The sequence below is a fragment of the Fictibacillus norfolkensis genome (assembly GCF_014836645.1).
GTDB classification, from domain to species: Bacteria; Bacillota; Bacilli; order Bacillales; family Fictibacillaceae; genus Fictibacillus; species Fictibacillus norfolkensis.
Window position 1 is genome coordinate 589948 of record NZ_JACSQM010000001.1, and the last position, 19672, is coordinate 609619.

Genomic DNA, 19672 nt, shown 5'->3' on the forward strand with positions numbered 1-19672 from the left:
GGCTGATTCTAAGATGACTGAGACTTTCCGGTATTACTTGTACAAAATTTAGTTTATGAAACAATTACCTTTATCCCTTTAACAATATTCCAGATCATCACAATTAATGTCAGCGATCCAAAAATGAGTGCACTTATAATAATAGCGACTAGATGATATTGCGTTTCAAAAATGATAATAATACCTAATGGAACAGCGATAATGGGAAATAGATGGGACAAAAATGATCTTTTTGCGTGCTCCATCACTTCAGGCTCATCTGTGATAAGATATACAGCGATCGGAAATAAAAATGGTGCAAAAAACAGACTAAAATAACATAGTGCAGAAATAGCTTTTTTTGAGCCTTCCTTCATGAAACAAGACCTCCTGCTTTAATAAAACTATAACAAACGGGACTGCAAGCAAAAGGCACGTGCCTTTTTTACTTCGACCCTTTTAACAATCTTCCTTTATCTCTATAGCCATTCGACATAACTTCTAAAATTCCGTATCATAATGACAAAAACACCCAAGGGAGCAACCACCATTGAAACAGATTCGAACATTAAAAATTCTTTTTATCGTATTAGCTATACTCATGATCACTAGCATTATATTCGGCGTTATGACTGAAGATGCTATGGAACTTACCGTAAATGATCGAATTCTCGCTGGCATTTTCGGGTCATTCATCGTAATTGTGATCAACTATGTACTCTATAAAATTCTTTCTAAGATATGGAAATAAAAACACCTATCTATTTTATACGAAAATTGTCGTTTTGAGGAGATTTGTTTAACAAAACCGTAAAAAAGGAATGGATATATAACCAAGACAGGAGTGATTTATTATGGCTGATGTTAAAAAGAAGCAAAAAGGCAAAATGGACAATCCTGAACAATACAAAACAGATCAACAAAGCTTGTTTGATAAATTTGAGAGTGAACAAAATGTTGATCCCATTCCGATGGAAGATCTTAAGCAAGAAAAGCGTGAAGAAAAGGATAAGAAAGCTACAAAAAACTCTTCTTCTTCAGAGGAAAAGTATAAATAAAACTTAATATTCTAATGCATCTTTTCTTAAAACGAAAAGGTGTATTTTTTTCGCTTTCTTCCTTCACCATTTTATAGAAACGCCTACCCAGGGAAATTTCTCAGTCTATTTTTCTTAGTGAGAATACGATTAAGAATCATGTCGCCTCTCTCCTGAGAAAGTTAGATGTAAAAGATCGAACGACAGCTGTAATCAGAGCCTATCAGCATGGTTGGATAAAAGGTTTGAATACCTTACTCTCCAATCAAGATCAAAAAAAAAGGACGTTTCATTCACCGTCCTTTTTTTATCCTTTGTTATTTAATCGTTTCTTTTTCTTTAATCTTTCCAGTCATACGTTTTCTATCACGTTTTAAGATTGGAGCAAGATAACGGCCGGTGTGAGAACCTTCGATTTCAGCTAACTCCTCTGGCGTACCAGTACCAACGATCATACCGCCCTTATCCCCACCTTCAGGTCCAAGATCGACTAAATGATCACACTGCTTGATGACATCAAGATTATGCTCAATAACAAGTACAGAATCTCCGTTATCTACAAGTCTTTGAAGAACGACAAGTAAACGAGAAATATCATCTACGTGAAGACCAGTTGTAGGTTCATCTAGAATGTAGATGGTTTTCCCTGTAGAACGCTTATGAAGCTGTGACGCAAGCTTCACACGCTGTGCTTCTCCTCCAGAAAGAGTAGTAGCCGATTGACCAAGCTTAATATAACCAAGACCTACATCAAGAATAGTCTGAAGCTTTCGATTGATCTTAGGGATATTAGCAAAGAACTCAACAGAATCTTCCACCGTCATATCTAAGATGTCAGCGATGTTTTTCCCTTTATACTTCACTTCTAGCGTTTCTCTGTTATATCGTTTACCATGACAAACTTCACATGGTACATATACATCTGGCAAGAAGTGCATCTCAATCTTAATGATTCCATCCCCACGGCATGCTTCACAACGTCCACCTTTAACGTTGAAGGAGAAACGACCTTTTTTATATCCACGAACTTTCGCTTCATTCGTTGATGCAAACACATCACGAATATCATCAAATACTCCGGTATATGTCGCGGGATTCGATCGTGGCGTTCTGCCTATTGGAGACTGGTCGATATCAATAACTTTATCGATATGTTCAAGACCCTTCATTGACTTATGGGCACCAGGCTTGTCCTTTGCACGGTGCAGCTTTTGTGCAAGAGCTTTATGCAGGATTTCATTAACAAGCGTACTCTTTCCAGATCCCGATACACCTGTCACTCCTGTAAACAACCCTAATGGAATCTTAGCAGAAACGTTCTTTAAGTTGTTTTCTGTTGCACCTTTTACTTCAATATATCTTCCATCTGGCTTACGTCTTTCTTTTGGAAGAGGAATAAACTTCTTACCAGACAAATATTGCCCAGTCAGTGAGGCTGGGTCTTCCATAATCTCTTGTGGTGTACCTTGTGATGTGATCACACCACCATGCGCTCCGGCACCAGGACCGATATCGATGACATAATCTGCTGCTAGCATCGTATCTTCGTCATGCTCAACGACGATCAACGTATTTCCAAGAGAACGCATTTCTTCGAGTGTACGAATCAGACGGTCATTATCTCTCTGATGAAGGCCGATTGACGGCTCATCAAGAATATAAAGAACGCCCATCAAACGTGACCCCACTTGAGTCGCAAGACGAATACGCTGTGCTTCACCACCAGATAGCGTCCCAGCAGCTCGGCTTAGCGTTAAATAGTCTAGTCCAACATTGATCAAGAAACCTGAACGATCCACGATCTCGCGGAGAATCAGCTTCGCGATCGCACGTTCTTTATTCGTCAGATTAAGGTTATCGAAGAATTCTCTTGCTTCTGTAATGGAAAGAGCAGTCGTTTCACCGATATGCCTCCCGTTGATCAAAACAGAAAGAGCTTCTTTTTTCAGACGATGCCCTTTACATGTTGGACATGGCTTTTGTGCCATATATCCTTCCATCTGCTCACGAATATAATCTGAACTCGTTTCACGGTATCTGCGCTGAATGTTGCCTAATACCCCTTCAAACTGAATCTCATTTTTACGTATTTGACCAAAATCATTTTTGTACGTGAATGTAAGGTATTCCTTACTTCCGTTCAATATTTTATCCATCTGCTCTTTTGGCAGAGATTCAACGGGTACATCCATATCGATACCAAAGTGGTTACAGATACTTTCAAGAAGCTGTGGATAATATTGCGAACTGATCGGTTCCCAAGGAGCGATGGCGTTGTCTCGTAAAGTACGACTCCAGTCTGGAATAACAAGCTCTGGATCTACTTCGAGTTTTACTCCTAAACCATCACACGAAGAGCACGCCCCGAATGGACTGTTAAAGGAAAACAAACGTGGCTCTAATTCACCAATTGAAAATCCACAATGAGGACAAGCATGGTTTTGCGAGAATAAAAGTTCCTCTTCTTCCATAACATCGACGACAACACTTCCTCCACCAAGGTTGAGTGCCGCCTCAAGAGAGTCAGCTAGACGAGTAGCGACTCCTTCTTTTACGACGATACGGTCGATCACGATTTCAATCGTATGTTTTTTATTTTTCTCAAGCTTAATTTCCTCAGAGATTTCACGCATCTCTCCGTCGATTCGAACACGAACATACCCTTGTTTCTTAATATCTTCAAGCGCTTTAACATGTTCTCCTTTTCTACCGGAAACAACAGGTGCTAAAATTTGAAGTTTTGTACGCTCAGGATATTCTAAGATTCGGTCGACCATCTGTTCAATCGTTTGGGAAGTGATTTCCACGTTATGAACAGGACATACCGGTCGACCGATACGTGCGAATAGAAGACGAAGATAGTCATAGATTTCTGTAACCGTACCTACTGTTGAGCGAGGGTTACGGCTTGTTGTTTTTTGATCGATCGAAATAGCAGGTGACAGACCCTCAATCGAATCCACATCCGGCTTGTCCATCTGTCCAAGAAACTGACGGGCATAAGCTGAAAGCGATTCAACGTAACGTCTCTGTCCTTCTGCATAAATGGTATCGAAAGCAAGTGAAGATTTACCCGACCCAGATAAGCCGGTTAAAACAACCAGCTTATCACGTGGTATCGTAATATCTATATTCTTTAAATTATGGGCTCTAGCACCCTTTACAACTATGTTTTGATTGGTAGCCAACTGCTATCATCCTTCCGCTTTTAACTCAAGAATGAGGTCACGAAGCTCTGCTGCACGCTCGAACTGAAGGTTTTTTGCAGCATCCTTCATCTCTTTTTCCATACGCTCGATAAACGCTTCGCGATCTTTCTTGCTCATCTTTTGCTTAGGAGCTTTTGAATTTGTATACGTTTCTGTATCTTCGGCAGCTTGAGTCGCACGAATCACATCACGCACTTCTTTTTTAATCGTTGTCGGCGTGATTCCATGCTTTTCGTTGTGTTCCATTTGTTTCTGTCGTCTGCGCTGCGTCTCATCAATCGCGATCTGCATGGACTTTGTAATCTTATCTCCATACATAATAACGTGACCGTTTGAGTTACGCGCAGCACGACCAATCGTTTGGATCAACGAGCGCTCTGAACGTAAGAAGCCCTCTTTATCTGCGTCTAAAATGGCAACGAGAGAAACTTCAGGAAGATCTAACCCTTCCCGCAGCAAGTTAATGCCGACGAGTACATCAAACACACCTAGACGTAGATCGCGTATGATTTGTATCCGTTCTAGCGTCTTAATCTCTGAATGCAGGTATCGAACTTTTATGCCGAGTTCTACAAAATAATCGGTAAGATCTTCAGACATCTTTTTCGTTAATGTCGTAACAAGAACTCGTTCGTTTTTCTCGATTCTTTCGTTGATCTCCCCTAGTAAGTCATCAATCTGACCTTTCATCGGACGAACTTCTAGTGTAGGATCCAAGAGCCCTGTTGGACGAATAATCTGCTCAACCGGATCAGGTGCGTGTTCGAGCTCATACGGACCTGGAGTTGCTGATACGTAAATGTGCTGAAACTTTGTATAACGCTCAAATTCATCGAACGTTAACGGACGGTTATCTTTTGCGGAAGGTAATCGGAATCCATGATCGACAAGGACTCCTTTTCTCGCTTGGTCTCCATTAAACATTCCACGAATCTGCGGGAGAGTAACATGGGACTCATCAATAACGATCAGTGAATCATCCGGAAAATAGTCTAGAAGTGTGTAAGGCGTTGAACCTAATGGTCTTAGAGTCAGGTGAACAGAATAGTTCTCGATTCCTGAACAGAACCCCATTTCCGCCATCATCTCTAGGTCGTATCTTGTACGCTGTTCGAGACGCTGTGCTTCTAATAGTTTTCCGGCTTCATTCAATTCTTTTAGGCGATCTTCAAGTTCAGCTTCAATGCGCTTGATCGCTACTTTCATTTTCTCTTCACGTGTTACGAAGTGGGAAGCCGGGAAAATGGCAACGTGAGTACGTTCACCAAGAATTTCGCCTGTGAGTGCGTCCACTTCAGTAATTCGATCGATCTCATCACCAAAAAACTCCACGCGAAGACAATGCTCGTCGCGTGAGGCTGGGAAGATTTCCACGACATCTCCTCTAACTCGGAACGTACCACGAGTAAAGTTAATATCATTGCGGTTGTATTGAACATCTACAAGATCACGTAAAAGCTGGTCACGGTCTTTCTCCATTCCTTCTCTTAAGGAGATCACCATGTCTTTATACTCTTCAGGTGAACCTAGACCATAAATACACGATACACTGGCCACAATAATAACGTCTTTTCGTTCAAAAAGTGATGAGGTAGCCGAGTGGCGAAGTTTATCGATCTCATCATTAATACTTGCATCTTTTTCGATATACGTATCAGAATGTGCGATGTATGCTTCTGGCTGATAATAATCGTAATATGAAACAAAATATTCAACTGCGTTGTTCGGGAAAAATTCTTTTAACTCACTATAAAGCTGTCCGGCTAATGTTTTGTTATGAGCTATAACAAGAGTCGGTTTGTTTACTTCCTGAATAACATTGGATACCGTAAACGTCTTCCCTGTTCCGGTCGCACCAAGCAGGGTCATACTCTTTTTTCCTGCGTTTATATTGTTCACAAGATGTTTGATCGCTGCGGGCTGATCTCCTTGTGGCTCATAGTTTGATTTGATTTCGAACATTTGACTTTGACTCACAAAACCGAACCTCCGTTCCTAAATTCTGGTTACTCAAATTATAGCACAGGCCATATCCAAAAACCTAATAATTACGAACAAATATTCGCAGAAGTTTCTGGAAAGAAAGTAAAGTGGTATACTCAAAGGTAGGCGCAAGATGGGAAATAAATTGTTTGGGGTCTGACCCCATTTCCCGCTAGCAATACCATGATTTTCATAAAAATTGTATAAGGTGTGTCCCCTTAAAGGAGTTTTAAAATGGAGTTTTTTTATATACTGCTTGGTTTATGCATCGGCATCTTTTCAGGCATTTTCGGAATTGGCGGCGGATTTATTCTTACACCCGTCCTAATTCTTTTCGGCCTTCCGCCTCTGTCTGCGATTGGAACAAGTCTCATGTACTCTATCGGGACAAGTGTTTCAGGAGTTGCTGCGCATCTTAGATTTAAGAACATTCTATGGAAACCGGCTGCTGCTCTAGGGATTGTAGGGATTGGAGCAACACAAATCGCTCATCCACTGGTTGTTTGGTTAGAGAAGATGGGTTATGACGAAACGATCATTCCTATATTTTATATTGTTCTTCTTGCCTACTTTGCTCTTTCCCTGCTTTATAAGCAAACAAAACGCAAGAATACAGTGCAAAGCACTACTACGATTCACTTCTCTTGGCCAAAAGCAGTCTTCATTGGATTTACAGGAGGATTCATTTCTACTACATTAGGCGTCGGCGGAGGATTTGTAATGGTTCCAATGCTCATTTCTTTAATGAAGTTTCCTTCTAGAAAAGCTGTTGGGACGAGCTTAGTCAGTATTTTTTTCATTGTAAGTGCTGGTTTTTTAACGTACGCATCAAGTGTTCAGATTGATTATAAACTTGGTCTTCTACTTATATTAGGCGCCCTTGTGGGTACTCAGCTAGGAGCCAAACTTACAACCATCTATTCCAGTGAACAGATTCAAAAATATTTAGGTGCGTTATACATCACGATCTTAAGTTCTGTAATTCTTAAGCTTGTTCACTTAGATAAAGCTGGCCTTGGCATCATTACACTTTATGTGTTAACCATGCTCGTACTTTTCTTAAAAGAAACCATTAATCATACAAAAAGAAAGACGTCTACCTCATGAAGGTGACGTCTTTCTTTTATTTTACTTTTCTTTTTTGTTTGTTATAAATTTTAAGACCAAGAAAAAAGCCAACAATCGTAGAAACTACAGCCACGATTTGCAGAGGCAACGGTTGATTCAAACCATCAAAACCAAAAATCATAATAACGATCGTAATCCCTAAAGGTAAGTATTTAGTAAACAATACTCTATTAAAAAGCAGCTGCAAACATAAAGGTAATAAAGCTGCAACACTATACTCCAACATGAAACGAAGAACCCCTCTCCTTGAACACATCAAAAAACATCATTTTTGGAAACGTTCTAATATACCTCTCTAAATTTAACAAAACTCTCTAGACAAAAACAAGGAAATTGTTGCGGGAAATAAATTGTGTGGGGTCAGACCCCTTCTCTTTGAAACTTTCTGTTTAAAAGTACGTACAGTAGGATAATGCTTAAAAAGGACGAATAAGATTTAACAAGTATCTTCAAAGGAGATGATTTTTCATGTTAAAGAAACTATTAAAATCACTATTAGGACACAGCAGCCATAAAAGGTACAGCAGCTCTGGCTACAAATATAAAAAAAGCTACAAGAAATACAGCAGCAGTGATTTTGGCAAGAAGCATTATGGTGGATATGGACACAAGCATTATAAAAAGAAAAAGAGAAGCAGCTTCTTTAGCTCCTAATCTGCGTTAAGATAAAACCAACATGATAACTGAACTTTGGAAAGGTCTGCAAAGAACGTTATGGGACAGACCTTTTAAAGCTGGGCATCTCATTCATGAGCGATATCGAATTCAAGAAGTTCTGGGAATGGGTAGCTACGGCATTACGTATTTAGCACTTGATCGGCATACAGAAGAGATTATCGTCTTAAAACAGCTGAGGCACACAAAAGCCAAAACCACAGCAGGGCTTTTCTCTTTCCAAAGAGAGTCTCAGATTTTAGAGGCATTGCAACATCACCCGGTTCCGAAGCTATTGAATACCTTTCAAGATGAACAGAGTCACTTTATTGCTATGGAGTGGATTAAGGGAGAAACATTCGAAGATCTAATTTTTCGTGACAATCAAACGTATAACGAAAAAGAAACGATCGCGATTCTGCTAGAGCTTCTAAATATTACTGAGCACTTTCACGAGAAAGGGATCATACATCGAGATCTTCGTATTCCAAATATCATACAACGTGATAACAAACTGATCGTGATTGATTTTGGACTTGCTTGTTATTTATTAGACAAACACGAAGAGATTGAAGATTCGAATGATCATCCTGAGAAACTTCGGATGCGGGCTGTTAAAGTGGAAAGCGACTTGTTTGCTCTCGGTCATTTTGCACTCTTTCTTCTATACTCTTCTTACGTGCCTCAGTCAAAAAAAGAGTTGAGCTGGGAAGAGGAATTAGAAATATCACTTCCTTTTAAATCAATTCTTCGGAGAATGCTACAACTTGACGAGCCGTTTCATTCGGCCATTGACGTTCAAAAAGCATTGCGCTCCATATAAAAAAGCTCGGTACTTATACCGGGCTTTTCTTCGTTTATGGTTGTTTACTTTTAAACAAGAACTCCTCATATTCTTTTTCATGTTTGGTCGTTACAGAAAGATTTTGCAACGCTCTGTGAAATTGTTGATAATCCAGTGCAAATAAGAAATGGTTCTCTAACCCGCTAGCGGTTAGTACCCCAAATTCCCAGACTGCGTTATAATCCCGTTTGTTTAAGGATTTCGCCATCAAATCCAGAACTTTCAAGATCTCCGTACACACGATCACGTTATCTTTAGCATAGTGACGAATATACCCAAAAGCGTTATATAAATAATGGCTAAAATCTCGTTCTTGTAAAACGACACGCAGATTATTCTGTTTATCTACCAAGTACTTTGAGAATATGGATCCTCGTGAAATCGTAGTAAGAACCTCACCTAATTGATATATAGAGTTAATCGCTGTTTTTGGATCATAATTTCCAAGAGATCTGATCGCAACTTCTACAAGTTTATTAATACTAAATTCAATATCTTGTACTTCCGTTTGCCTTCTTCCAATACTAATGAGTGACAAATATTTTTCTTCGTCTACTTCATCCTCACCATTTTTCCAATAAGTAATAAATGGCGTTGTAGCATATACATAACTTCCGATCGCATACTCCAAACGTATGACAATATCATCTCGTTCTGCTTCTTTCATGATGGAGATGAAATCCACCAATTGGATAAATCCGGATTTACGAGCTTTAATCGCATTACCGTTTTCTTCACATATTTCGCTGTTCACCGCCGTTAAATCATTTACTTTATAAGGATCCACTTCATCCTCTAGTGTACTTTTTACAATAGATAACGCTTCATTCTTCATATCATACGTCATCTGGTTGACTTGAAGCCAAGCGACAGCATGATTAATAAAAAAGATAAACGTTCCCATCGCAAACGCTGCAATGATTGCTGCTACTAAAGGAACAGCAAAATAATATTCAGCCATTCTCTTGTTCAAAAATAAAAAACTCAACAACATATAAATAAAACTTGAAGTAAATATCCCTAGAACACGCTGAGTTGACTTACTAGCTATAAAGTTTTTCAGCATACGAGGAGAAAACTGTCCAGAAAACGTCGTAAACACAACAAGAATTAAGTTAAAGGTAAAGGTGGTCAGAGTTAGCGTGGCTGCAGTAAGCGTCCCTACTAGATTTTGGGTAAGATCATAATCCACTGCAAAAAAAGGACGCATCTGATTGCCTAAGTCGTACTTTAGATCAGTTGTTAATGTCACCGTAACAAGTAGTGCAGAAAACAAAACATAAAGTAAGGGAGTAAACCACATATTCGATTGAACAGTATGTGACAGTTCCCTCTCGGACATTTTTGTATATTTCTTTAAATAATTATCTAACAAGTTCAATCTAAACATGTGTACATCCCCTCAGAAGTAAAAAAACGATTATTTTGGGCTTACTTAAAATATTAGTAGTTCCTCTCCTATTTTGCCCTATTAAAAAAAAGTCAAACTTTCTATCGTTTATCACAATAAAAAAATGCGATTCCATTGATAGAATCGCACATCGTTTCTAAATTATTCTATTGGAGAAACGATTGGATGACTCGTCCCTCTTCCTTCCGTTCTCCATACTGTTCACCAGTGTATTCACCTATCACTTTTCTCCAAAACGTCTGTGCAGGTTTGTTCGCTTCTATTTGAGAAACTTGCCAATTCCCTTTATGTTTTTCAAATATCTGATGCGCTGCCAGTTTCCCCAAACCATCAAACCTGAATCTTTTCATGATAAAAAATTCAGAGATCGACCAGTAAGGATTGTTGGACTCCTGTACTTCGCTTACTAATACAAACCCTGCTAGTTTGCCTTCCTTTTGGATCAGATAAGGAAAACGCCGATTTTCTTCCCAATAGCTATCTAAATAAGCATACTGACCAAAAAATCCATTATCGTTCACGTGAAGATCAATATACTCTGAGAAATCATAAAAATAAAACTGCATAAGATTATGGATCGTTTCTTTATCCCTTAACTCTGCTACCTTTATTACCGGAATCTGTTTCATCAGCATCTTTCAGTTCTCCCTGTAATTGGTGATTAAATAGTATCCTCGCAATCTGGCGAATATCTGTAAGTTTCGATGTCCACTCTATTTTTTCCTTTAAAATGCACGCCTTCACTTTCTAATCGTGATTTTTGTGTAAAGTATAATTCCTCATCTTGAATGCCGATTTCTCCTTTTGAATTGATTACTCGGTGCCAAGGCAGATCATGTTTTTTACTCATAGAGTGAAGGATACGGACGACCTGTCTAGCACTTCGCGGATTACCAGCTACGCGGGCAATCTGTCCATAAGACATGACGTAGCCACTCGGTATGTTTTTGATGACTCTAATAACATTCTCAGTAAATGGTTCCATCATTTTTGCCCCACTTTCACATATAGATATTACTTGTTCTGGTCTAACACGCCCCCCGGAAAACGAAGCACCTGAAACGGCGATCAACTTTATTCAAGAGCAACAGAGCAACATAAAAAAGAGTGCTAAATCTAGAATCAGACTTAACACTCCTTTGTTGTTTTATTGATACATCAATTGACGCTGCTTCTTCAACTCATCATTCGTTAAGTACTCATCATAAGACATTTGCTTATCAAGAATTCCTTTTGGCGTGATCTCGATGATACGGTTCGCGATCGTTTCAACGAACTGATGGTCATGTGATGTGAACATCAATGCACCTTTGTAGCCGATCAAACCGTTGTTCAACGCTGTGATCGACTCTAGATCCAAGTGGTTCGTAGGATCATCCATAATCAGTACATTTGATCCACTTAGCATCATCTTAGAAAGCATACAACGTACTTTCTCTCCCCCAGATAATACAGACGGCTTCTTCATTACTTCTTCACCTGAGAAGAGCATACGTCCTAGGAATCCGCGAAGGAAGCTTTCGGTTTGATCTTCAGGAGAATATTGACGAAGCCAGTCAACAAGAGTCTGCTCGCTGCCAGCAAAGTACTTCGAGTTATCGCGCGGGAAGTACGCTTGAGACGTTGTTACACCCCATTTGTATGTTCCACTGTCCGCTTCCATCTCACCCATTAAAATTTTGAATAGAGTCGTGATGGCGATCTCTTGTTTACCTACAAAAGCAATCTTGTCGTCTTTGTTCATGATAAAGCTCACGTTATCAAGTACTTTTACACCGTCGATCGTTTTTGTAAGACCTTCAACACGAAGAAGATCATTACCGATCTCACGATTGATGCCAAAGTTCACATACGGATATTTACGAGAAGAAGGTCGGATATCGTCTAAAGAGATTTTATCTAATAACTTCTTACGTGAGGTAGCTTGCTTTGATTTAGATGCGTTCGCACTAAATCGTGCAACGAAAGCTTGAAGTTCTTTGATCTTTTCTTCTTTTTTCTTGTTTTGATCTGATGCCATACGAAGCGCTAATTGAGAAGACTCATACCAGAAATCATAGTTACCTACATAGATTTGGATCTTTCCAAAATCAAGGTCAGCCATGTGCGTACATACTTTGTTTAAGAAGTGACGATCATGGGATACAACGATGACTGTGTTCTCAAAATTGATCAAGAAATCTTCTAGCCATTGAATCGCTTGAAGATCTAAGTTGTTCGTCGGCTCATCCAGAAGTAGAACATCCGGCTTACCGAAAAGAGCTTGAGCAAGCAATACTTTTACTTTTTCAGAACCTGTGAGTTCAGATAGTTTCTTCGTGTGAAGATCTTCTTTAATGCCTAGACCTTTAAGTAGTATTGCCGCTTCAGACTCAGCTTCCCAACCGTTTAGTTCGGCAAACTCACCTTCAAGTTCAGCTGCACGAATTCCATCTTCGTCTGAGAAATCGGCTTTCATATAGATCGCGTCTTTCTCTTGCATCACTTCATAAAGACGAGCGTGGCCCATAATAACGGTCTGCATAACCTCTTGATCTTCATATTCAAAGTGGTTCTGCTTCAATACGGCTAGACGTTCGCCTGGAGTCATGTGAACGTCACCTGTTTGTGCTTCGATCTCACCAGAAAGAATTTTTAAGAATGTAGATTTACCCGCACCGTTCGCACCAATCAAGCCGTAGCAGTTTCCTGGTGTAAACTTTATATTAACGTCTTCAAACAGCTTGCGGTCGCCGTAGCGAAGACCAACGTTAGTTACCGTAATCATTTGGATATCTCTCCTTTTTATATATAACTGACCATCCTATCTCTATCAGCCTACATACATATATTCAAATCCGTATCCTACAAAAATGCATACTTACTGATTGTATCATAAATACAAGATGTATAACCTTACAATCTTTTACCCACATTGAATTTTTTAAACTTTGCACACATAAAAAAGCTCAGAAGCACAATTACCTCTGAGCAAATCATCTTTTAAACCGCTGGTGATGATGGTGCTTGTGTGTTGTCTTTCTTCAAAAGCCAATATTGACTTCCGAGCATAAGAGCGAACGCTGCAAGACCGATCGCACTGAATATGCCTTCTGGATAGATCAGCAAGAAACCAACCACAACGGCTGCGATTCTTTCTAACCAAGAAAGAGGTCGCATCCAATAGCCGATCATTCCTGCACCAATGGCAATCATTCCTACAAATGCTGTCGAGATCACCCAAATGGCTTCTGTCCATGTTGTATCAATCAACATGAGCTGCGGGGAGATAACGAAAATATACGGGATAATAAACGCCGCAATTGCCAGCTTTGATGAGAGTATACCGGTTCGTATCGGTTCACCGCCGGAAACCCCAGCTGCTGCAAAGGCTGCTAATGCCACAGGAGGTGTAATATCCGCGATAATTCCAAAGTAAAAAACAAACATGTGAGCGGACAGATCAGGAACACCAAACAATAAAATAGCTGGTGCAGCAATCGTTGATGTGATCACATAGTTCGCAGTAGTCGGCGATCCCATTCCAAGTACAAGCGATGCGATCATCGTTAAGATTAAAGTCGGAATGAGATAGCCACCTGATAACTCTAGCAAACCATTTGCCATCTTAAGACCGACACCAGTTACCGTAACCACTCCGACGATCATACCTGCCGCTGCTGTTGCTGCTGCAACGCCAAGAGCGGTTCTTGCGCCATCGGCTAATGCTTCAAAAAAGAGCTTCGGTCCCATGCGTGTTTTCTTATTGAACATCCCTACCACGATCGCACTCACGATTGACCATAATGCTGATTTTGTAACACTCACGCCATTCATTAATAAAACAATAACCACAACGATCGGAATCAACAAATACACCTGTTTAATAACTCTTTTCGTTTCAGGCATCTCTTCACGAGATAACCCTCTAAGACCGATTCGTTTGGCTTCAAAATGCGTCATGATCCATATTCCTGCAAAGTATAATACCGCAGGAATGGCGGCAGCTTTGGCGATATCCCAATAAGTAATACCACCCCCGATAAATTCAACCATCAGAAACGCTGCGGCACCCATGACAGGAGGCATGATCTGACCACCTGTTGAAGAAGCTGCTTCTACTGCTCCAGCAAAGTTTTTATCATAACCTAATCGTTTCATCATCGGAATCGTAAAAGCCCCAGAAGTTACAACGTTAGCCACCGAGCTTCCACTGATCGTCCCTTGAAGAGCACTCGAGAAAATGGCTACCTTAGCAGGTCCGCCGACTCGTCTTCCTGCGATAACGATGGATAGATCATTGAAATATTCGCCCACTCCCGTTTTAACGAGAAAGGCTCCAAATAAAAGAAACAAAAAGATATATGTGGATGAAACCGCAAGCGGTGTTCCTAAAATACCTTCTGTTGTAAAGAACATCGTCCGTACGATCCGTTCGATCGTCAAACCTTTGTGCTCTAAGAAGCCCGGCATATAAGGTCCCATATACGCGTAAAGCAGGAATAGACCTGCAATAATCGTGATAGGCATCCCAACGACCCTTCTTGTTGCTTCTAAAACGAGTATGATCGCGAGCACACCTATTAGGAAATCTTGAGTCGTTAATCTCCCTACCCTCATAACAAGGTCATCCATGAACATGTACCAATAGGACCCTACGGCTATCGATAGAACAGCCAAGATCATGTCATACCAAGCGACTTGAAAAAGTGGCTTACCTTCTTTTTTCTTTTTAGAAGCAGGAAATAGCAAAAAGATTAACGTAAGTGCAAAGCCTAGATGAATCGTTCTTTGCAATTGTGCTGGCAATACGCCAAAAATAGCTGTATAGAGCTGAAATAATGAAAAAGAGATCAAACCGATAAGTGTGATCCAATAAAACACACCTTTTAATTTACGAAAGCCAGCTTCTGGATCGTACTTTTCCATCAGTTCTTGTACAGCTTGATCTGATATTTGTTCACGCTCTTTATGATTGTTCTTATCCAAGTTTTTTCCCTCCTATCAACCTTTGCCATACGTTCAGTTTCTCTACTTTTATTGAAACCCAAGACCCTTTTTCACTGAATGATGAGAAGGGATATTTATTCCCATTCAGAAGAAGTGTATGATTGGCTATAATTTGTCCGATTCGAATATCTAATGAAGGAAACGTTCTCTTCATGTTAGATAAAATATAGTTCTCACCTTTTTGTGCAAAAACTTCCCCTTCAGCTGCACCAGATGGCATGCCCACTCCAAATTCCTGAAACCTCATTTCGGTCTGAAGGATCACTTCATGATGAACGTGATAGATTTCACGAACCGGTGTTTTATGAATCGAGTGTATGTATTCAATACTGAATTCACTGCCTTCTTTTACGTCAAAGAAAGCTAACGGTTTCCCTGTCTTTCCGTCTTCAATCACTACGGAATTGAAAAATGGCACCATTGAAAACATGATTAAGATCACTAAACCCAAGATGATCACAAAAATTTTCTTCATAAGAATACATGGACTAAAAAATGATCTTTTAGTCCATGCTCGACACCTCTTATTTTAAGATTCCTTTTTCTTCAAAATACTTTTTAGCTCCAGGATGGAAATCAATCCCCATTCCTTCTACTGCATTCTCTGCTGAGATTAGCTCTCCTTTTGCGTGACTGATCTTATCCGTGTTTTCAAAGATTGCTTTTGTGATCGCGTACACAGCATCGTCTTCCATATCTTTACGAACAGTTAGCATAGAAAGAACGGCTACCGTTTTTACATCGGCTTCAATCTTGTAAGTACCACTCTTAACAGTATCTTCAATGTAATACGGATGAGCTTCGATCAGCTCTTTAATCTTGTCATCTGCAATCGGTACGATCGTTACAGGATTCGTAGCGGATAATGCATCAACAGCACCTGTAGGCGTTCCTGCTGTGATAAAAGCTGCTTGGATGTTCTTATCTTGAATTCCTTCAGTAGACTCATCGAACGACAGATGCTGCGCATCAATGTCATCCATCGTCAGGCCATGAATCTTTAGAATTTGTTCAGCATTCGCGAACGTTCCACTACCTGGTGCTCCAACTGAAACCTTTTTGCCTTTCAGATCTTCAACACTCTTAATTCCGCTTTCTTTTAACGTTACGATCTGAATCGTTTCAGGATATAATGTCCCGATCCCCGTTACTTGATCAACTTTTTCTTTGAACATTTCTTTGCCTTCAACTGCGTAGCTAGCGATATCTGTTTGTGTGAACGCTACATCAGCATCACCATCTTGAAGCAGCTGCATGTTCTCAACAGATGCACCTGAAGCCTGAGAGTTTGCTTCAACATCTAACTCATCTTTCACAATCTTAGCCATCTCTCCACCAAGTGGATAATATGTACCGCCTGTCCCACCTGTTACAATACTGATCTGATCAAGATTCAAAGAAGCACTCTTGTCACCCGTTTCTTTCTTTTCAGATGGAGTCTCAATCTTCTGACCACATGCTGCTAGTGAAAAGGCAAGAATCAGTATAAAAAATAATGCAATCCCCTTTTTCATGTTTGTCCTCCTTTTGGAATAATTTGGTCCATTCTTAAATTTTATCATAAGCTTCGTTAAAATTGCAGAATAATTATAATTATTAGATATATTATTTATACATAAAAAAAGAGCGACCGAAGCCACCCTTTCTCTTTCTATTACGCTCTTTTCTAAAAGATTATTACTTTTAACTCCTTGTCACCTTTGACAATTGATTGTAGTGAAAGGTGCGAGACTCCTACGGGACAGGCGGGCAGCTGAGACACTTAAGAGTGAAACGGACGAATGTGGCTCAGCGCCTGCCCCGTGGAAAGCGAGCAGCCTGTAACGGAAATCACACTTCCAAAAGCAACAAAGTTTACGAAAACAGTCTTCTATTATTAGCTTACGAACGCACGTAGCATCCAGTTATGTTTTGCAAGGCTTTCACGAACGGATAATAACATATCGTGTGTTACTTCATCACCTTCACGCTCAGTGACTTCCATTCCTTCTTTAATTTCTGCGATCAAAAGTTCAAAATCGTGAATAACGTTTTGAACCATACCTTCTGCTGATTCGTTAGATTTTGCTTCTTCTACTGTCGCCAACTCTAAATATTCTTTCATGGTTGCGACCGGTGTCCCTTTTAGAACGAGCAGTCGCTCAGCCAATTCGTCAATGTTCGTTGCAGCTTCGTTGTAAAGCTCTTCAAACTTTTCATGAAGTGTGAAAAAGTGAGGTCCTTTTACATACCAGTGATAGTTGTGTAGTTTCACAAACAATACATTCCAGTTCGCTACTTGTCGATTTAATACTTCTTGAATGGTATTCATATAAACATCTCCTTATTTTGTTTCTTCGTTCAACACTCGGTTCAAGCGCTTGCGAAGCATGTCCATTCCGCTTCCTCCAGCTTGGAAGTGACGAAGCTTTCCTTCTTTATCAAACACATAGTACGCAGGTACGTATTTATTCTCAAAGGCATCCGTTAATTTATGCTCGCTGTCTACATAGATCGGCTGGGTAATATCATGTCCGATCGCCATCTGTTCGATAACGCTCATGTCTAAATCATTTTCTGAACGAGGCATATGAACAGCCACTACGTTTAGATCATCTTCATATTCATCACGAAGCTCGTTAACATCTGGCATCGCTTCTTTACACAATCCGCAGCTTACCGACCAGAAGTGGATTAAGGTTGCTTTTTCTCCAACCAACTCTTCTTTTGTTACTTCTTCATTTAACCACGTTGTAGCACCATCAAGTTCAGGCATTTGTTCACGTAATTTCATCTTTTTCCCTCCAAAATGTTTGTTTAATAAATTTTTTTCATATTTAAAAGGTTGTTTCTGCTTCATTGACGAGTTGATTGGAGTGTAAGGTGCGAGACTCCTGGGGGATCAGCGGGACAGGTGAGACTCTTAACAGCGCAGAGCGCTAAGAGGCTCACCGCACGCCCCCCGGAAAGCGAGCATCCTGAAACGGAAATCAACTTCTTTCAAGAACGACATTCTTAAAGCGTCTTTTGTCCTGGCTTCCAGTTGGCTGGGCAAAGTCCACCTGTTTGTAGAGCTTGAAGCACACGGAGTGTTTCATCAGCATCACGGCCGATATTGTTATGGAAAACAACTTGATACATCATCTCACCCTCAGGATTGATGATGAACATGCCACGAAGTGCAACACCTTCTTCTTCGATCAGTACTCCATAATCACGTGATACACGGTGATTCGTGTCGGCTGCTAGAGGGTAATTTAGTTCACCAAGTCCGTTTTCATCGCGACTCGTGTTGATCCATGCTAAATGCGTATGAACGGTGTCCGTTGAAACCCCGATTACTTCCGCATCTAGGTCTTCAAATTCACGATATCTATCTGATAACGCTGTAATTTCAGTCGGACATACGAAAGTGAAATCCATTGGATAGAAGAATAGAACCGTCCATTTTCCATCTTCCATGTTCTTTTCTAAACTTACTGTTTTCGTTTCTTTATTAGGCATGATCGCTTCCATCTCAAAGCGAGGTGCTTGTTTGCCTACCATACGTTCTGCCATTAAAAATTCACTCCTTACGTTTTAAATGATAATGAATATCATTATCATTTTGTTACAATCTTTATTATACTCACTTCTATTTTGAAGTCAATACTAATTTATAATAATTATTAATAAGGAACAAGTATTGTGCTCATACGTAAAAAATAGCCTTACTCCAATAGTAGGAGTAAGACTATGCATTATCTTCTTTATGCTGGTGAATTTGGCTAGTTATGATCTGTTTGTTTTTCATTAGGATCGGTATACAAGCTACAAAGAGCGCTAAGCCGATCGCAATTGCAATGATTGTTCCATTCCCTTTAATAAAGCTGTCACCTAACAAGTTGTATGCGAGTGTTCCTGGTAAAACACCAAGCATCGTAGCTAAAATGTATGAACGGAGTTTAAGCTTTGAGATTCCAGCCACATAGCTTACAACATCAAAATTCAAAACAGGAATGATTCTCAATAAGAAGATATAAAGGAACCCTTTTTCTTTCAGTTGTTTCTGCCATTTCTCAATTCTTGACGGTGAATCTGCTTTTTGTTTGATCCATTTCGCTCCAAGATGCTTAGCGATGTAGAACGATAAAATCGCACCAATCGTCGCTGAGAATACGGTATAAACCGTTCCCCATACTACTCCGAACGCTAAACCGCCTGCAAGTGAAAGAACAGAGATTGGAAATAAAGTAAAGGGCCGAATTACATTTACGATGATATAAACGATTGGAGCGACCATCCCAAAGGATAATACCCAATCACGCATAGATATAGGGGTTATTTTAAAGACAAAATAATTGAGAGCAAATAGAAACAAAACAATCAATAAGATTACAGTGATCTTCATCAAAGTGCTTCTTTTCATATAACCCCCCTCTTTGCCGTTTTTTCTTACTTTTAATATTCCTGATTTTGA

21 protein-coding genes are annotated in these 19672 nt (G+C 39.9%); 6 read left to right on the forward strand and 15 right to left on the reverse strand.

Annotated elements, in window-relative coordinates; all coding sequences use genetic code 11:
* Positions 1–53: 53 nt before the first annotated feature.
* Positions 54–356, reverse strand: coding sequence for a DUF4870 domain-containing protein (locus H9648_RS02950; protein WP_191752323.1), 303 nt, complete (start codon positions 354–356; stop codon positions 54–56).
* A 173-nt stretch (positions 357–529) separates the two neighbouring features.
* Between H9648_RS02950 and H9648_RS02955 the strand changes: the two genes are divergently transcribed.
* The 3 genes from H9648_RS02955 to H9648_RS21055 all read left to right on the forward strand — a co-directional run bounded on the left by H9648_RS02955 (position 530) and on the right by H9648_RS21055 (position 1393).
* The gene (locus H9648_RS02955) at positions 530–730 is read left to right on the forward strand and encodes a hypothetical protein (RefSeq protein ID WP_191752325.1); all 201 of its coding nucleotides are present in this window, start codon (positions 530–532) and stop codon (positions 728–730) included.
* 103 nt (positions 731–833) lie between these two features.
* The gene (locus H9648_RS02960; RefSeq protein ID WP_191752327.1) at positions 834–1037 is read left to right on the forward strand and encodes a hypothetical protein; all 204 of its coding nucleotides are present in this window, start codon (positions 834–836) and stop codon (positions 1035–1037) included.
* A gap of 95 nt (positions 1038–1132) precedes the next feature.
* Positions 1133–1393 carry a response regulator transcription factor gene (locus tag H9648_RS21055; protein WP_191752665.1) on the forward strand — a complete coding sequence of 87 codons (261 nt, stop codon included), beginning with the start codon at positions 1133–1135 and terminating at the stop codon, positions 1391–1393.
* On the opposite strand, the gene uvrA is transcribed toward H9648_RS21055, so the two are convergent.
* Together uvrA and uvrB are read right to left on the reverse strand one after the other, a co-directional pair.
* Positions 1334–4204 carry an excinuclease ABC subunit UvrA gene (gene uvrA, locus H9648_RS02970; RefSeq protein ID WP_191752329.1) on the reverse strand — a complete coding sequence of 957 codons (2871 nt, stop codon included), beginning with the start codon at positions 4202–4204 and terminating at the stop codon, positions 1334–1336. The two genes, H9648_RS21055 and uvrA, sit on opposite strands and share 60 nt — an antisense overlap.
* Positions 4205–4210: 6 nt before the next feature.
* Complete coding sequence (gene uvrB / locus H9648_RS02975; RefSeq protein ID WP_191752666.1) at positions 4211–6187, reverse strand: excinuclease ABC subunit UvrB; 1977 nt, start codon at positions 6185–6187, stop codon at positions 4211–4213.
* A gap of 255 nt (positions 6188–6442) precedes the next feature.
* Here uvrB and H9648_RS02980 point away from each other — a divergent pair, with 255 nt between their 5' ends.
* Positions 6443–7315 (forward strand): sulfite exporter TauE/SafE family protein, encoded by an 873-nt coding sequence (locus H9648_RS02980; protein ID WP_191752331.1) that lies wholly within the window; start codon positions 6443–6445, stop codon positions 7313–7315.
* 16 nt (positions 7316–7331) lie between these two features.
* On the opposite strand, the gene H9648_RS02985 is transcribed toward H9648_RS02980, so the two are convergent.
* Positions 7332–7562 (reverse strand): DUF2198 family protein, encoded by a 231-nt coding sequence (locus H9648_RS02985; RefSeq protein ID WP_186320436.1) that lies wholly within the window; start codon positions 7560–7562, stop codon positions 7332–7334.
* 242 nt (positions 7563–7804) lie between these two features.
* Between H9648_RS02985 and H9648_RS02990 the strand changes: the two genes are divergently transcribed.
* Entirely contained in the window at positions 7805–7990 is a 186-nt protein-coding gene (locus tag H9648_RS02990) for a hypothetical protein (protein WP_137791648.1), read from the forward strand.
* A 22-nt stretch (positions 7991–8012) separates the two neighbouring features.
* On the forward strand, positions 8013–8813 hold the full coding sequence (locus H9648_RS02995) for a serine/threonine protein kinase (RefSeq protein ID WP_191752333.1): 801 nt from the start codon (positions 8013–8015) through the stop codon (positions 8811–8813).
* 34 nt (positions 8814–8847) lie between these two features.
* On the opposite strand, the gene H9648_RS03000 is transcribed toward H9648_RS02995, so the two are convergent.
* The 11 genes from H9648_RS03000 to H9648_RS03050 all read right to left on the reverse strand — a co-directional run bounded on the left by H9648_RS03000 (position 8848) and on the right by H9648_RS03050 (position 19621).
* Positions 8848–10224 (reverse strand): DUF2254 domain-containing protein, encoded by a 1377-nt coding sequence (locus H9648_RS03000; protein WP_225218688.1) that lies wholly within the window; start codon positions 10222–10224, stop codon positions 8848–8850.
* 167 nt (positions 10225–10391) lie between these two features.
* Positions 10392–10880 carry a GNAT family N-acetyltransferase gene (locus tag H9648_RS03005; protein ID WP_318243473.1) on the reverse strand — a complete coding sequence of 163 codons (489 nt, stop codon included), beginning with the start codon at positions 10878–10880 and terminating at the stop codon, positions 10392–10394.
* Between the two features lie 26 nt (positions 10881–10906).
* The gene (locus tag H9648_RS03010; protein ID WP_191752669.1) at positions 10907–11230 is read right to left on the reverse strand and encodes an MGMT family protein; all 324 of its coding nucleotides are present in this window, start codon (positions 11228–11230) and stop codon (positions 10907–10909) included.
* 162 nt (positions 11231–11392) lie between these two features.
* On the reverse strand, positions 11393–13012 hold the full coding sequence (locus tag H9648_RS03015) for an ABC-F family ATP-binding cassette domain-containing protein (RefSeq protein ID WP_191752335.1): 1620 nt from the start codon (positions 13010–13012) through the stop codon (positions 11393–11395).
* 215 nt (positions 13013–13227) lie between these two features.
* On the reverse strand, positions 13228–15153 hold the full coding sequence (locus H9648_RS03020; RefSeq protein WP_191752670.1) for a TRAP transporter permease: 1926 nt from the start codon (positions 15151–15153) through the stop codon (positions 13228–13230).
* A 52-nt stretch (positions 15154–15205) separates the two neighbouring features.
* Positions 15206–15694, reverse strand: coding sequence for a DUF1850 domain-containing protein (locus H9648_RS03025; RefSeq protein ID WP_191752337.1), 489 nt, complete (start codon positions 15692–15694; stop codon positions 15206–15208).
* Positions 15695–15758: 64 nt separating this feature from the next.
* Entirely contained in the window at positions 15759–16748 is a 990-nt protein-coding gene (locus tag H9648_RS03030) for a TAXI family TRAP transporter solute-binding subunit (RefSeq protein WP_191752339.1), read from the reverse strand.
* Between the two features lie 362 nt (positions 16749–17110).
* The gene (locus tag H9648_RS03035) at positions 17111–17545 is read right to left on the reverse strand and encodes a Dps family protein (RefSeq protein ID WP_191752340.1); all 435 of its coding nucleotides are present in this window, start codon (positions 17543–17545) and stop codon (positions 17111–17113) included.
* Between the two features lie 12 nt (positions 17546–17557).
* Positions 17558–18007 carry a TlpA family protein disulfide reductase gene (locus H9648_RS03040; RefSeq protein ID WP_066397740.1) on the reverse strand — a complete coding sequence of 150 codons (450 nt, stop codon included), beginning with the start codon at positions 18005–18007 and terminating at the stop codon, positions 17558–17560.
* Positions 18008–18228: 221 nt separating this feature from the next.
* Entirely contained in the window at positions 18229–18771 is a 543-nt protein-coding gene (locus H9648_RS03045) for a peroxiredoxin (protein ID WP_191752343.1), read from the reverse strand.
* Positions 18772–18946: 175 nt separating this feature from the next.
* A complete protein-coding gene (locus H9648_RS03050) occupies positions 18947–19621 on the reverse strand; it encodes a TVP38/TMEM64 family protein (protein WP_191752345.1) in 675 nt (224 codons plus the stop codon).
* Positions 19622–19672: the final 51 nt, after the last annotated feature.